General features: G+C 75.3%; 11 protein-coding genes. 3 read left to right on the top strand and 8 right to left on the bottom strand.

From position 1 onward, the window contains the following. Positions 1-172 precede the first annotated feature (172 nt). Genes N8J89_RS33650 through eccCa form a run of 3 tightly spaced genes read right to left on the bottom strand, consistent with a single transcriptional unit; the run spans position 173 to position 5,874 of the window. Entirely contained in the window at positions 173-1,585 is a 1,413-nt protein-coding gene (locus tag N8J89_RS33650; protein WP_283661003.1) for a hypothetical protein, read from the bottom strand. Between the two features lie 10 nt (positions 1,586-1,595). Continuing rightward, positions 1,596-1,898, bottom strand: coding sequence for a hypothetical protein (locus tag N8J89_RS33645; RefSeq protein WP_283661002.1), 303 nt, complete (start codon positions 1,896-1,898; stop codon positions 1,596-1,598). 22 nt (positions 1,899-1,920) lie between these two features. After that, positions 1,921-5,874, bottom strand: coding sequence for a type VII secretion protein EccCa (gene eccCa / locus N8J89_RS33640; protein ID WP_283661001.1), 3,954 nt, complete (start codon positions 5,872-5,874; stop codon positions 1,921-1,923). 157 nt (positions 5,875-6,031) lie between these two features. On the opposite strand from eccCa, the gene N8J89_RS33635 reads away from it, so the two are divergent. Then, positions 6,032-6,337, top strand: a complete 306-nt coding sequence (locus N8J89_RS33635; RefSeq protein WP_252486148.1) for a WXG100 family type VII secretion target — start codon at positions 6,032-6,034, stop codon at positions 6,335-6,337. A 13-nt stretch (positions 6,338-6,350) separates the two neighbouring features. Next, positions 6,351-6,656 carry a WXG100 family type VII secretion target gene (locus tag N8J89_RS33630; RefSeq protein WP_252486149.1) on the top strand — a complete coding sequence of 102 codons (306 nt, stop codon included), beginning with the start codon at positions 6,351-6,353 and terminating at the stop codon, positions 6,654-6,656. Positions 6,657-6,710: 54 nt separating this feature from the next. Here the strand turns inward: N8J89_RS33630 and mycP are convergent, their stop codons facing one another. Then, positions 6,711-8,003 (bottom strand): type VII secretion-associated serine protease mycosin, encoded by a 1,293-nt coding sequence (mycP, locus tag N8J89_RS33625; protein ID WP_283661000.1) that lies wholly within the window; start codon positions 8,001-8,003, stop codon positions 6,711-6,713. A 118-nt stretch (positions 8,004-8,121) separates the two neighbouring features. Here mycP and N8J89_RS33620 point away from each other — a divergent pair, with 118 nt between their 5' ends. Next, positions 8,122-8,460: a YbaB/EbfC family nucleoid-associated protein gene (locus N8J89_RS33620; RefSeq protein WP_283660999.1), complete on the top strand. Its 339-nt coding sequence runs from the start codon at positions 8,122-8,124 to the stop codon at positions 8,458-8,460. Here the strand turns inward: N8J89_RS33620 and N8J89_RS33615 are convergent. From N8J89_RS33615 to N8J89_RS33600, 4 genes are read right to left on the bottom strand one after another with little or no spacing between them, the layout of a single operon-like run. Then, complete coding sequence (locus N8J89_RS33615) at positions 8,457-8,987, bottom strand: hypothetical protein (RefSeq protein WP_283660998.1); 531 nt, start codon at positions 8,985-8,987, stop codon at positions 8,457-8,459. The genes N8J89_RS33620 and N8J89_RS33615 overlap by 4 nt on opposite strands. Positions 8,988-9,040: 53 nt before the next feature. Next, on the bottom strand, positions 9,041-11,167 hold the full coding sequence (locus tag N8J89_RS33610) for a transglutaminase domain-containing protein (RefSeq protein ID WP_283660997.1): 2,127 nt from the start codon (positions 11,165-11,167) through the stop codon (positions 9,041-9,043). Then, on the bottom strand, positions 11,137-12,270 hold the full coding sequence (locus N8J89_RS33605) for a DUF58 domain-containing protein (RefSeq protein ID WP_283660996.1): 1,134 nt from the start codon (positions 12,268-12,270) through the stop codon (positions 11,137-11,139). Before N8J89_RS33605 ends, N8J89_RS33610 begins: the two co-directional genes overlap by 31 nt. Next, positions 12,267-14,123, bottom strand: a complete 1,857-nt coding sequence (locus tag N8J89_RS33600; protein ID WP_283660995.1) for a fibronectin type III domain-containing protein — start codon at positions 14,121-14,123, stop codon at positions 12,267-12,269. The genes N8J89_RS33605 and N8J89_RS33600 overlap by 4 nt, the downstream gene beginning before the upstream one ends. Positions 14,124-14,139 lie beyond the last annotated feature (16 nt).

Below are 14,139 nucleotides of genomic sequence, written 5' to 3'. Positions count from 1 at the left end.
CCCCGCGGTCCGGAACCGCGGCACAACCGAACGGCGGCCTCGGAAATTGGGGCCGCCGTTCTTGTGCGCCGGGAAAAGCGGTTGCCCGCTCAGCGAAAGCCGTTGCCTGGGCAGCGAAAAGCCGTTGCCCCGCCCGGGAAGTCCGGGCGGGGCAACGGTTCCGCTGGTCGCGTCAGCGGGGCCGGCGGCGGCCTCGGGGTGGGTCGGGCTGGGTGGTGGCCGGGGCGGCGTCCAGGCCGGGGTCGACGCGCCACATCTCCTCGTCCAGGAGCTCGACCCTGGACGGTTCCTCGGTGCGACGGCGACGTGCGGTGGTGGGGACCTGGCCGCCGGTCAGGCCGCCGCTGAGCTTGGCCGGGACGCCGGGCAGGCCGCGCTTGACGCCCTTGCCGGGGGCCGTTGCCTTGCCCTGGGCCGCGCCGCTGCCGGGTTTGACCTGGTTGCCGCCGCCCATGCCGTGGCCCATCGGCGGCATCATCGGCGGGATGCCGCCCGCGCGGGCCGCGTTCGCGGCGTTGGCGGCGCCGGCGGGGCCGGTCGCGGCGGCTGGGGCTTCCGCGGGTGGGGCGAGGTTGGCCGCGGCGCCCATGGTGCGGGAGGCGGGCTGGTGGCCGAGGGCTGCTACGCCGCCGACACCGCCGAGGCCGGGGATGGCGGGGGGCTTGGGGACGCCCGCGCCACCACCACCGCCGCCCTTGGCGCCTGCCAGGCCGCCGACGCCGGGGACCGGGGCGATCGGCGGGAGTGGAGGCAGCGGGGGTGGGATGTTCGCCGCGGGTGGGATGTTCGGGATCGGGGGCGGGGCGGGGATCTTGGGTGGGGCTGGCGGCGGTGGGGTGTCGCCTGCCAGGCCTGGGCCGGTGCCAGGGGGGCCGCCGGGAGCGCCGCCAGGAGCACCACCTGGAGCGCCGCCAGGGGGTTCGGCACCACCGGGGGGTGCGCCACCGGGTGCGCCGCCGGGTGGTGCGCCGCCGGGGGGTGTCGCCGGGCCGCCTGCCGGGCCGCCTGGGCTGCCGGGTGGGCCGCCGGGCTGGGTGCCGGGGGCCGAGGGGTCGCCCAGGGTGCGGGCCGGGGAGCCGGGGGTGCCCTGGGGGCCGCGCCAGGGGCTGCCCACGGCGTTGCGGGTGGCTTCGGCGGCCTGGGTGAACAGGGTGGCGAGCTGGTTCATCGGGACGCCCGCGTTCTGGCTGGCCTGTCTGCGCAGCTCGGCTTCCCTGGCGGGGGCCGCCTTCAGCGCCTGCTGGAACCACTCCCAGGTGGCCAGCACGCCGGCGCGGGCCTGGGGCAGCGCGACGGCCAGGTTGGCCAGGGTGGACGCGGGCTCGGTGCGGGTGCGCTCGGTCCACTCGGTCAGCGAGGTCACGCCCGACTCGACCTGGTCGCCGAAGAGCGCGCCCGCGCTGTCCGCCCAGTTCGGCGCCAGGTCCTGCCCGCTGCCGTGCAGGTTCTCACTGGCCAGGGACAGCTGGTTGTTCAGCGTGGTCCACATGGTGCGGGCCTCGGTGATCTGCCGGACCCGGCCGCCGGCCGCCTCCGCCTCGATCAGCTGGACCTGCTGCTCGATCTCCATCGTGGTGTAGTCCATGACCTCCCCCTCAGTTCGGCATCTGCCGGGCGCTGTCCTCGTCGTAGCCGCGGTAGTCCTCGGCCGCGCCGGTGGCCAGCTGCTGGTACGCGCTGAAGCCCTGGTCCACCGAGGTGGTGAACTCGGCGACCTTGGCCGCGGCCTCGGTGTGCGCGGCGGTGAACGCGGCGCCCTCGGCCATGCCGCCGCCCCCGCCGCCGCTGCTGGCGTTCGCGGCGGCGCGCACCGGGGCGAACTCCGGTGGGCGCAGCTCCTCGGCGAAGGCGCGCATCGCGCTGACCCGCCCGTTGATCTCTTCCTGTGACTCGCCCATGCCGGGCCTCCCTCTCGTGTGCCTACGCCTCGCCGGGCGGCAGCCAGGCGAGCTGCACCAGGCGGGCCGAGTCGCGGCGGTCGACCAGCCAGCCGCGGCCGGGCGGCAGCTTCTCCGCCTTCAGCCCGCCCAGCAGCGGTCCCTCCTCCTTGTCCCCGGACAACAGGAGTCCGGGGGAGCCGACGTCGCGGAGCCCGGTGAAGAACTGCTCGAACATCGCCCGCCCCGCGCCACCGGTGCGCCGCGCCAGCACCACGTGCAGGCCGACGTCGCGGCCCTGCGGCAGGTAGTCCAGCAACGGCAGCATCGGGTTGTCGTACTGGCTGGCGACCAGGTCGTAGTCGTCGACCAGCACGAAGATCTCCGGGCCCTTCCACCAGCTCCGGGTGCGCAGCTGCTCCGGCGTGATGTCCTTGCCGGGCAGGCGTTCGGTGAGCGCGGTGGCGGCCTCGGTCATCAGCCTGCCGGTGGTGGCCTTGTCGGTGCCGTAGCCGAGCAGGTAGGGCGCGCCGACCTCGCCGAGCAGGCCGCGGCGGTGGTCGATGAGCACGATCCGCGCCTGGTCCGGGGTCAGCGTCTGCTGGATGCGGCGGGCCAGCACCCGCAGGAACGTGGTCTTGCCGGACTCCGGGCCGCCCAGCAGCAGGTGGTGCGGATCGGCCTTGAAGTCCCAGTGCACCGGCCGCAGGTCGCGTTCGGCGATGCCGGTGACAAGGCGGTTGTCCGCATCCATCGCGACCAGGTCGGCGTAGGCCAGGGTGCCGGGCAGCATCCGGACCTTGGGCGCGCGCGGCCCGGTCCAGGCGCGGGCCGCGCTGGCGACCAGCTCGGCCACCGCGGCGGGCAGGTCTCGCGGGTCGGTGCCGCCGTCGATGCGGGGCAGCGCGAACAGCAGCTGGTGCTTGCTGGTGCTGACGCCACGGCCGGGCGCGTGCTCGGGCACCGCGGTCGCGCTGGCCCGGTCCACCATCGAGTCCAGCGGATCGCCCAGGCGCAGCTCGACCCGGCTGCCGAACAGGTCCCGCACGTTGGGGCGCAGGTCGAAGGAACGGCCGCAGCTGGCCAGCAGGTGCACGCCGTAGGACAGGCCGCGGGCGGCGATGTCGGCGACCTGGTCCTCGAGGTCCTCGAACTCCTTGCGCAGCGTGGCCCAGCCGTCGATGACCAGGAACACGTCGCCGTGCGCCTCCTCGGCGAACCGGCCCTCGGCGCGCAGCCTGCGGAACTCGGCCATGCCATCGATGTCGTGCTCGGCGAACAGGCGTTCCCGGTGGGTCAGCGCGGTGACCACCTCGGCCACCGTGCGGCGCACCGCGCCCGGGTTCTGCCGCCCGGCCACCCCGCCCACGTGCGGCAGGCCGCCGAGCGTGCCCAGGGTGCCGCCGCCGAAGTCCAGGCAGTAGAACTGGGTCTCCCGCGGGGTGTGGGTCAGCGCCAGGCTGGTGATCAGGGTGCGCAGCGCGGTGCTGCGGCCGCTGTGCGGGGCGCCGACCACCAGCGCGTGCCCGGCCGCGGCGGAGAGGTCCAGCACCAGGTGGTCCCGGCGCTGCTCCAGCGGCCGGTCCACGATGCCGGCCACCGCGAGCAGCCGTCCGGCCAGCCTCGGGTCGGTGACCGCCAGGCCGCGCACCGGGTCCTCGACCGGCTGGCCGAGCAGCTGGTCCAGCGAGGGCGACTCGGCCAGCGGCGGCAGCCACACCTGGTGCGCGGCAACGCCTTTGCCCTCGAACCGCTCGACCAGCACGTCCAGCAGGCTCTCCCCGACCGCCTCGTCCGGATCCTCCGCCGGGGTGGCCACCGGGGCCTGCGCGGGCGGGGCCACATAGGCGGTGGAGTAGGCCATCAGCGCGGGCGCGCGGTGCCCGGCCGGGTGCGCGCCCGGTTCGGCGCGGCGGTGCACCCCGGAGACGTAGGCCGAGCGGAACCGCACCATCGGCTCGGTGCCGGACTTGAGGAACCCGTGGCCGGGCGCGCGCGGCAGCGCGAAGGCGTCGCCGACACCGAGCACCACCCGGCTCTCCGCCTCGGAGAAGGTGCGCAGCCCGATCCGGTAGGACAGGTAGGTGTCCAGGCCGCGCAGCCTGCCCTCCTCCAGCCGCTGACTGGCCAGCAGCAGGTGCACGCCCAGCGCGCGGCCGATCCGGCCGATCTGGACGAACATGTCGATGAAGTCCGGCTTGGCCGAGAGCAGCTCGCTGAACTCGTCGCACACCACGAACAGCGTGGGCACCTCCGGCAGCGGCGCGCCCGCCGCGCGGGCCTTCTCGTAGTCGCGCAGCGAGGAGAAGTTCCCGGCCGCGCGCAGCAGTTCCTGGCGGCGGATCAGCTCGCCGTTGATGGCGTCGGTCATCCGGTCCACCAGCGGCAGCTCCTCGGCCAGGTTGGTGATCACCGCGCTGGTGTGCGGCAGCCGGTCCAGCTTGGTGAAGGTGGCCCCGCCCTTGAAGTCGATCAGCGCGAAGTTCAGCGAGCTGGGCGGGTGGGTGACCGCCAGCGCGAGCACCAGGGTGCGCAGCAGCTCGCTCTTGCCCGCGCCGGTCGCGCCCACCAGCAGCCCGTGCGGGCCCATGCCGTCCTGCGCGGACTCCTTGAGGTCGATCTCGATCGGCGTGCCGTCGGCGCGCACCCCGAACCGGATCCGCAGCTTGTCCCGGTTCGGCCGCTGCACCCAGGTGCGGGCCGGGTCGAACAGGTACGGGTCGCCGATGTCGAGCAGCTCGGCCAGGCCGAGGGAGGCGCTCAGCGGCTGCTCACCGCGGCCGCCGTCCACCCCGCGCAACGGGGCCAGCTGCCGGGCCAGGCCCTCGGCGGCCACCGCGTCCAGGTCGTCGGCGGTGCCCAGCTCGGTCTCGCCGTCGATGGTCTCGCTGCTCAGCGCGCCGTCGGCGGCCACCTCCAGCACCACCGCCGCGCGATCCAGCGCCCTCGGCGGCGCGGTGGTCAGGTCCAGCACGGTGACGCCCTCGACGCCGCCGCCGGTCATCAGGTGGTCCGAGCCCGCGGTGGACCCGCCGTCGATGACCACCACCAGGTGCGGCATCCCGGCCGGGTGTCCGGCATCGGGGTCGAACCGGCGGCGCTGGGCGAGCAGGTCCTCCAGCATCGCCTCCACCCCGGCCACGGTCGGCGCGACCAGCCGGAGCAGGCCCAGCGCGTCGGTCTTCTCCGGGTGCAGCGCGTGTGGCAGCCACTTCACCCACTCCCAGTCCGCCCGCTCGTCCCGGCCCGCGCACACCGCGATCCGCAGGTCCTCCGGCGTCTGCAACACCGCCAGCGAGGCCACCACGGCCCTGGCCAGCCCGACCGCCCGGTCGCTGTCCCCGCGCAGGTGGATCCGGCCGAACCCGGTGACCGCGATCGCCAGCGGCAGCCCGGGAATCGCGGTGAAGGTGCTGATGAACCGGCGCAAGGCCAAGGCGGACAACGGTTCCAGCTGTTCCAGCGGTTTGGTCTCCGGCGCGATCAGGGTGGTGCACAGGCTCTGCGCGCCGACCCCGATCCGGGCCACCGCGAAGTCCGGGTCGTCCCGCCGCCGCTCCCACAGCCGGGACCCGGCGGCCACCGACCACAGCGCCTGCGGCTCGGGGTGCAGGTAGGCCAGCGCGTCCCGCTGCCGGTGCGCGGTGCGCCGCACCCGCAGCCGCTGCTGGGACAGTCCGCGCAGGTAGGCCCGCCGGGCCAGGCCCATCTCGCGTTTGCTGGGCCCGCCGCCGGTGACGAAGGTCATCACGATCATGCCCAGCGCGGCCACGCCGAACAGGCCCAGGACGACGTAGCGCAGCGGGCCGGCCGCCGACCCGGAGAACATCAGCACCGAGGCGCCGAGCACGGCGATCATCGGCAGCATCATCAGCGCCTGCTGCCACTGCCGCCCAGCCGGCGGCGGGATCTCCGGCGGCGCCTCGATGAGCAGCTCGCCGGCAGGCAGTTCCGGCGCGGGCCTGCGCTGCGGCCGCCGGACCACGATGGTCGCCACGACAATCCTCCTTCACCGGACTGGGAATCAAATCCTCCGGTAATGCGCGGCCGTCGAAATGGCCGTGGCAGGAAGGTGCCGTGACCGCCGTGCCGGGGGCCGGCGCGCTTTAGCGTTCGCCAGGCGAACACACCGCCGCGAAAGAGGGGAGCACGGCATGTCCGGGCAAATTCATGGTGCGATCAGCGGAATCGCGCAGACCGGTAGTACCGCGAACAACATCGCGCAGAGCATCGACGGGCACAAGCAGCGGGCGATGTCCCAGGCGGACGCGCTCAGCGGCGCCTGGGAGGGGCAGGCCAAGGTCAGCTTCGACCAGGCCTTCGCGAACTGGGTGACCGGGGTGCAGCGGGTGGTGGCCTCGCTGACCGAGCTGGGCGAGAACGTCACCTTCGCCTCCCGCACCTATGAGCAGCAGGACCAGGATTCCGCCGGTGGTTTCGCCGGTCTGACCACTCACTGAACAGGAGCCGGAAATGGTCGACATCGTTCGCGGAAACTTCGGGCAGCTCGACGGATTCGCCCAGCAGCTGCTCGCCACCATCAATCAGATCCAGTCCGAGATGGACCAGATGGCGCAGGCGGCGGGTATCACCGGCTCGGACTGGACGGACTCCGGTGGTGGCCAGTTCGGCGATGTGCACCAGGCGTGGAAGCAGGTCAGCGAGCAGCGGCAGCAGCTGGTCGAGCAGATCCGCGCCGGGGTGCAGAACACCAACTCGAACCTGCAGACCGCCCTGCAGCAGTCGATCGCCCGGATCGGCAGCACCTCGATCGGCTGATCTGCCCGCGCAGGCCCCGGTCCGCCAGCTCGGCGACCGGGGCCTTTCGCGTGCTCAGCGTTCCGCGGGTGGTGGCGGCAGCAGGAACACCTGCTCGGGCAGCTCCTCCTCGCGGCCGGGCGCGGCGGGCAGCGGATCGGGCAGGCCGGCCGCCCAGCCCCGCCGCCGACCGCGCGGCAGCAGCGCCGCGATGAGCACCGCCAGCAGCGCCGCGCCGACCGCGGCCGCGGTCCACACCTTGGCCTGCTCGCCCGCGGCCCGCCACCAGGCCCGCGCGCTGAGCAGGTCCGGATCCGGCGCGGGGTGGGCCATCGGGGGCAGCGGGACCGGGGCGGCCGCGGAGAGCACGTCGGTGACCGCGCGGTAGGGGTTGACCACGCCCGTGCCGTAGCCGGGGCTGTCCTTGCCGCCGCGCGCCGGGGTGGCGGTGGCCAGCAGCCGCCTGGTCACCTCGGCCGCGGACAGCTCCGGCCAGCGCGCCCGCACCAGCGCCGCGGTGCCGGCCACGAACGGCGCGGCGAAGCTGGTGCCGGTGAAGTAGGAGTGCCCGCCCGCGCGGGTGGTGCCGAGCACCTTGGCGCCCGGTGCGACCAGGTCGACGAACTCGCCGAGCTGGGAGGCGGGCAGCCGCGCGCCGTCGATGTCGATCGCGCCCACGCCGAGCACCCCGGGATAGGCCGCCGGGTAGGAGGGCCGTCCGACCAGCTGGCTGTCCTGCTGCTGCTGGTTCCCGGCCGCGGCCACCACCAGCACGTCCTTGCTGACCGCGTGCGCCACCGCGTCCCGGATGAGCGCGTTGTCCACCGGCCCGGACAGCGACAGGTTGAGCACCTTCGCGCCCTGGTCCACCGCCCACCAGATGCCGCGGGCCAGCACCGCCGGGTCGATCGCGGCCGCGCCGCCGCCCTCGGTGAGGTCCCGGTCGCTGACCCGCACCGGCAGGATCTTCGCCCCCGGCGCCACCCCGCGGAACCCGGCCTTGCCCGCCCCGCCGGCGGCGATGATCCCGGCCACCGCGGTGCCGTGGGACACGCAGTCGAAGTTCCCCGGCAGGCCGCCGATGTAGTAGAAGTCCTTGCCCCGCAACACGTTCGCCGCCAGCTGCGGATGGTCGGCGTCCACCCCGGAGTCCACCACCGCCACCGTCACCCCCGCGCCGTCGCTGACCGGCCAGGCCCGCTCCGGGGTCAGGACCTGTTGCGCCCAGGGCAGTTCCGGGATCTCGGCGCGCGCGGGGGCCGGGTTGTGGCAGGTGCCGGGTGGCGGCGCGGCGTGCGCGAGCCCGCCGGTGAGGCAGAGCGGCGCGGCCGCCGTCAGGATGGTGGCGAGCTGGCGAAGGCGTCCCATTCTGTGATGGTCCGCCCCCGGCGCGGCGGTGTGGCCGGTGCTGGCCGCAAGCTGTCAGCCGAGCTCGGATCTTGTTGTGCCGCAGCACACTGAGGCCACCACAGGCGAGGAGGCGACAGTGCGCGACGAGCAGATGCGACAGTTGGTGGACGCGGTGCGCGAGGTGCGGGACGGCATGCGGGAGATCACCGCGACCGCCGACTCACCGGACGGGCTGATCACCGCGACCGTGGGCGCCCGCGGCGAGGTGCTGGAGCTGGAGCTGAACCCGCGGATCTTCCGCGACCCCGACTCCCAGCGGCTGGCCGAGGACATCGTGGAGACCATCCAGCGCGCGGTGGAACAGGCCCAGCGCCAGGTGTTCGACCTGGTGCGGGACTTCCTGCCGGCCGGAGCCGGCCCGGAGACCGCCGACCTGGACTTCGACCCGTTCCTGCACAGCGTCTCCCAGCGTTAGACCGGGGTCAGGCGGAGCACGGCCGTGCCCTCGTGCGCGGCCACCACCTCCACCCGCAGCCCGTTCACCGTGATCCGCGCCCCCGCCTTGGCGACGGCCTGCGCGAACGGCTCCGAGCTCGACGTGCCACCCACCGCCGTGCACTGGGTGCCGCCCTCGCAGGCGTACTTCACCCCGTTGCCGGAGGGGAAGGTCAGGTTCAGCGTCACCGCGTCCGCCTCGACCGACTCGATCCGCAGGGTGCGCACCTGGAGCTTGGGGTTGAGCCGGATCGAGGCCGGTTTGCTGACCAGCACCTCGCAGCTCCCGTCCGTGCAGGCGGTCAGGTTCCGGCCGTCCGCGGCCCCGGTGGGCAGCGGGGGCGGCTCGGGCTGCGTGCTCGGCGGCGGTGACGGCGACGACGGCGGGGAAGCGGAGGAGGCGGGCGGCGCCGAAGAGGGGGCCGGGGCGGGCGCGTCCGGGGCGCAGCCCGCCAGCAGCACGGCGGCGCCCGCCAGCAGGGGGAGCAGGGTGGTGGTTCGAGTCACCGCCCCATGCTGGCCAGGCCGGGCCGCGCGCGGGCCGTGCTGGCCGGAAGCTGTCAGCCGGTCCGCGGGTCCAGCGCCGCGCGCAGCCGGGCGCGCAGGGAACCGTTGCGGGACAAGCTCTTGCGCACCTGCCGCTCGGCGTCCCAGGCCCGGTCGGCGAGCTCGCCGGTGACCTGGGTGCCGGACCACAGCGCGGCGTCCACGGTGCCGGCCAGCAGCCGCACGCTCTCCGCGGTGAACCGGTCCGCGCCCGGCCCGGCCGCCATCGCCAGATCGCGCACGGTCATGCCGGGCGTGACCGGGATCCCGAAGGCGCGCAACCGGTCCCGCACCTCGGCCACCGCGCCGGCCACCGCGGCCGTGCCGGTGGCCCGCCGCCGTCGCCACCGCCGCAGCAGTCGCAGCAGCGGCACCCCGAGCACCCACAGCACCGGCAGTCCCAGCACCAGCGCGGGCAGCGCCCACAGCAGCCACCACCAGCTGCCCGGACCCGCCTCGCCGGACTCGTCCCCGGCCCCCGCGGCGGGCAGCTCCGGATTGCGCATGGCCTCCGGCGAGGGCAGGTTCTGCCGGGCCCGCGCGGTCAGGTCGGCCAGCCCACCGGTGGCGGTGGAGCGGGCCGCGGTCTCGGTCGGGTCCAGCGGCACCCAGCCGAAGCCGCGCACCGCGACCTCGGGCCAGGCCAGCACATCCCGGTTGCGCACCACCCAGCGCCCGTCCGCGGCGCTGGTGGCCGGCGCGGCGTAGCCGACCGCCAGCCGGGCCGGGATGCCGCGCAGCCGCGCCAGTGCCACGTAGGCGGCGGCGAACTGCTCGCTGGTGCCCTGCTTGGTGTGCAACAGGAAGCGCTCCAGCTGCGGCCAGCCGTGCCCGGTGGGCAGCTCGGCCCCGGCGGCCAGCCGGTAGTGCTCGGTGAAGAACCGCTGGAGCTGCAACGCGGTCTGGAAGGTCGCGCGCAGCCCCCTGGTCGCCTGCTCGGCCAGCTCGGCCATCCCCGGCGGCACCTCGCCGATCCCGCCCTGCCAGCCGGGTACATCCGGGTCGATCGGCGCCTCCAGCAGGCCCTCGGCCTTCGGCTCCCACCAGGACAGCCGGTAGTCCACCGCGCCGCCGGGCCCGAACAGCATGCCGCTGGCCGGGCCGACCAGCGGGTCGGTCCCGCTCACCGCGGCGGGCCAGGACTGGCTGGGCAGCCACCGCCCGCTCCCCGGCGGCGTGCTGACGTGGGCCTCGCGGCGTTGCGGGTCAAGGAGTCCCGGCGGCGGGGCCAGCTCGGCGCCCAGCCGCTGGAAGTCCCCGCCGGTGCGCCAGTTCACCCCGTCGAACTCGGTGAACACCGCCAGCGGCCAGCGGTCCACCGGCGCCGGGCTGGTGTAGCTGAACACCGCCCGGTCCGGCTCGCGCAGCCGGGCCGCGATCTCGGTGAGCGGGCTGACCGTCGGCGCGGGCGGCAGCGGCGCGGGCCGCTCGTCCTGGAGTGAGTAGGCGGGCCGTCCCAGCGGATCGGCGAGCAGCCCGGCGCCGGACCCGGCCAGTGCCGCCGCGGCCACCACGACCAGCGCCACCGGCCGGACCTGCCCGCGCACCAGCGCCAGCGCGCAGGCCGCGGCGTAACCCAGCGCGGCGGCGAGGGCGAACCCGCCGGTCGCGGCCGCGTACAGCTGGCTCAGGCCGAGCACCACCGCGCTGGGCAGCAGCGCGGGCAGCGGCCCCCGGAACCGGTGCGCCAGCTCGATCCCGAGCACCCCGGCGGCCAGCACCAGCAACGGCACGAACAGCAGCAGCTCCGGCTCCGGCCGCGCGGGCCAGGTGGACTCCAGGGTCAGCCGCCAGGAGTCGACCAGCCCGGCGCCCAGCGCCCGCACGGTGTCCCCGGTCGGCAGCCCGGCCAGCGTGGTGCCGAACAGGGCCGACTCGACGATGCCGAGCAGCCCGGCCACGCCCAGCAGCAGCGGCCGCCACGGGATGAGCGCGGGAATCCTGACCACCAGCTCCGCGCCCACGGCCAGCACCAGCGTCACGGTGAGCACCGACGGCAGCAGCACGCCGAGGCCGAACACCGGCGCGAACAGCAGCCCGGCCAGGGCGCCGGCCAGCAGCACCCCGGCCAGGGTCAGCCGTTCACCTGCCCGGTCCAGGGAACCGGCCTTCACCGGCGTCCGGCCGAGGTCGCGTTCCACTGGCTCACCGCCTCCGCCGCGTCCGCCGCCCTGATCAACCGCCCGACCGGCCGTCCCGCGCCGACCCCCAGCGCCACCACCGTGGTCGCCGGGTACCGCCCACGCAGCCTGGCCAGCACCGCCTCGTCCAGCGATCCGCCGGTCACCACCACCAGCGCCCCGTCCCCGCCGCGCGCCCTGGCCAGCGCGCCCGGCGCGAGTGCGGTCTCCTGGTCCTGGCCCAGCTCGCACAGCTCGTCCAGCAGCCGCCGCGCCGCGGTCGCACCGTCCGAAGTGGACAGATCGAGCCCGCCGGAGGTGACCAGCCGGCACCGCTGCCCGCCGAGCGCGGCGGCGTGCAGCACCGAGGCCGCCACCTCCACCGCCTCCTCGAAGCCGTCCGGGGTCAGCGAGCGCGACCTGGTGTCCAGCAACAGGGTCAGCCGCGGCTGGTCCGGGTCGGCGTACTGGCGGACCATCAGCTGCCCGGTGCGCGCCGCGGCCTTCCAGTGCAGGTGCCGCACCTCGTCGCCGGGCTGGTACTCGCGCACCTCGCGCAGGTCCAGCGAGCCGTGCAGGTCCTCGGCCACCCGGCCCTCGTGGTGGTGCCGGGGCGTGCCCCTGGCCGGCAGCCGCAGCGGGTGGCGGCGCGGGTGCACCCACACCGTGGCCGACTCGCCCGCGGTCAGCCTGCCGCGGGCCAGGCCGAGCGGGTCGGTGCGCTCCAGCACCAGCGGGCCCACCGGCAGCCGCCCGCGCCGCTGGGTGGGCAGTTCGTAGTGGTAGCTGGCCTCGGTGCCCGGCGGCAGCGCGTTGACCCGCACGTCGTGCTGTCCGTCGCCGAGCCGGTCGGCCGCGGTGAACGCGGGCTGGTGCCGCTGGCCCTGGTTGCGCACCAGCAGCCGGGCCAGCGCCGGCCGGCCGCGTTCGACCCGGTCCGGGTACACCTCCCTGGTCACCACCACGCTGGGCCGCCGCGCGGTCAGCGCCACCGCCGCGACCAGCGCGCCGGCGCACAGCCCGCCGAGCGCCCGCAGCAGCGGATGTCCGGCGAGCACGCCCGCGGTCAGCAGCAGCACCGCGAGCACCAGCACCACCACGCCACGCCGGGTCAACCGGCTCACCGGCGCTCCCAGGTGATCGTGTTGGACTTCACACCGTCCGCGACCACCCACACCTGCCTGCCGACCTGGCAGTAGTGGAAGGCCTCGAAGCTGTGCGTGCCGTTCGCGTCGGTGCGCACGGTCCGGCCCTCGTTCGAGTACCGCGGGTTGCTGGAGTAGGGGATGACCTTGACGCTGGTGTTCGGCGCGAACCCGCGCAGCGTCACCCGCATCTTCGCGCTGTCCGGCAGGTGGGTGCAGTCGTCCTTGTACAGCTCCGGGGTGCCCCGGCTCAGCTGGATGGAGCGCTGCGGCTTCGGCGCGACCGGACTGGCCGTGGCCTGTCCGCCCGGCCCGCGCCCGGCCCGGTTCTCCGCGACCACGGTCACCGTGTACGCGGTCCCGTTGGCCAGGCCGGTCAGCACGGTCGAGCGCGTGCCGCCGCCGACCCGCTTCGAGGAGCCGCCCGCGCTGGAGGTCCAGGTCACCAGGTAGGCCGACACCGGGGCCCCGTTCGCCGCGGCCGCGCCCCAGTCCACGGTGAGCTGCCGGTCGCCGGAGCTGGCCCGAACGCTGGTCGGCACCCCTGGCGGACTGGCCGGGGCGACCGGCGGTTTCGCGCTGGTCGGCTGGACCGGCCGGACGGTGGTGGAACGGGGCGGTGGCGGGAGCTTCGGCGGCGGCTGGATCCGCGGCCCGGTGGTCGGTCCGGCACCGGTGGTCGGGCCGGGCCCGCCGGTCAGGGTCGGTTCCGCGGGCGGCGGCTGCGGCTGGTTGCTGCTGGTGATCTTGTCGCCGCTGATCGGCACCGGGGTGACCCGGCCGTCGTGGTCCACCGCGACCACGTGCCCGCCGTCCGCGCTGTCCACGTAGACCCTGGCGTCCTCGCCGCGGCTGACCCTGGTCCCGCCCGGCGGCATCGTGGTCTCCCGCAGCGGCTTGCCCGCGCGGTCGAAGGTGAGCACCGCGTTGGTGGCCTTGTTCACCACCACCACGGTCTGCCCGGAGGACTCGACGTCGGTGTAGTCACCCGGCGGCAGGCTGACCACCGCGGGCTTGGCCGGTGGCCCGGTCCGGTTCGGGCCGCCGATGTCCACCAGCAGCATCCGCTTGGCCGCGCCGTCCAGCACCGCGATCCGGCCGTCCACGTCGGTGCTGGCCAGCCGGGCACTCGGCGGCAGGTCCGCGCCCACCGGCACGCCCTCGCCCAGCCCAGCTTCGCCGATGGCGTGCACGGTGTCGGTGGCGGTGTTGACGAACACCGGCCGGTCGGCGACCACGGTCAGCGCCCCGGTCTGCCCCTTCGGTGTGCTCGCCGGGCAGTCCAGCCGCAGCGCGCCCTTGACCAGCTTGCAGACCGCGCCGTTGTCCGGCCGGTGCAGCCAGACCGTGCCGTCCGCGGTGGCCACCGGGTCGCCGAGCTTGCCGTCGGCGGAGACGGTGGCGGTCTCCCCGCCCAGCCAGACGATCTTCCCGGACTCCCGGTAGATGACGTACGGGCCACCGGGGACCTCCAGCGTCACCGGCGCCTCCGCCGAGGGCGCGGGTGTGCTCCGCTCCACCCGCAGCGTCGACTTGCCGAACTCGATGATCCGGCTGCGGCCGATGACGTAGCCCCCGGTGCTGCCCTGCACCACCGGACTGCCCGCTTCGGCCTCCGGCACCTCGGCCCTGGCGTCGATCGCCCCGGTCGCGCCGTCGAGGTGGAACACGCCACCCAGCACCGCGTTGTAGACCCAGTGCCCGCTCTGCTGGAAGTCCGCCCCGCCCTGTGGCTTGGCCGCGCCGGTCAGCGCCAGCGCCACCGCACCCACCACGGTCAGTGCGGTGAGTGCCATGGGCGCGCGCCCCCGGCCGATGCCCCTCGGCTTCATGGCCGCGACCTTAGGC

The organism is Crossiella sp. CA-258035, from assembly GCF_030064675.1.
GTDB lineage: Bacteria > Actinomycetota > Actinomycetes > Mycobacteriales > Pseudonocardiaceae > Crossiella.
This window is presented reverse-complemented; position numbering and strand designations above follow the sequence as displayed.

Coding starts and splice junctions, on each gene's coding strand:
- N8J89_RS33650 (WP_283661003.1), bottom strand. CDS start 1,585: ATGGACTACACCACGATGGAGATCGAGCAGCAGGTCCAGCTGATCGAG.
- N8J89_RS33645 (WP_283661002.1), bottom strand. CDS start 1,898: ATGGGCGAGTCACAGGAAGAGATCAACGGGCGGGTCAGCGCGATGCGC.
- N8J89_RS33635 (WP_252486148.1), top strand. CDS start 6,032: ATGTCCGGGCAAATTCATGGTGCGATCAGCGGAATCGCGCAGACCGGT.
- N8J89_RS33630 (WP_252486149.1), top strand. CDS start 6,351: ATGGTCGACATCGTTCGCGGAAACTTCGGGCAGCTCGACGGATTCGCC.
- mycP (WP_283661000.1), bottom strand. CDS start 8,003: ATGGGACGCCTTCGCCAGCTCGCCACCATCCTGACGGCGGCCGCGCCG.
- N8J89_RS33600 (WP_283660995.1), bottom strand. CDS start 14,123: ATGAAGCCGAGGGGCATCGGCCGGGGGCGCGCGCCCATGGCACTCACC.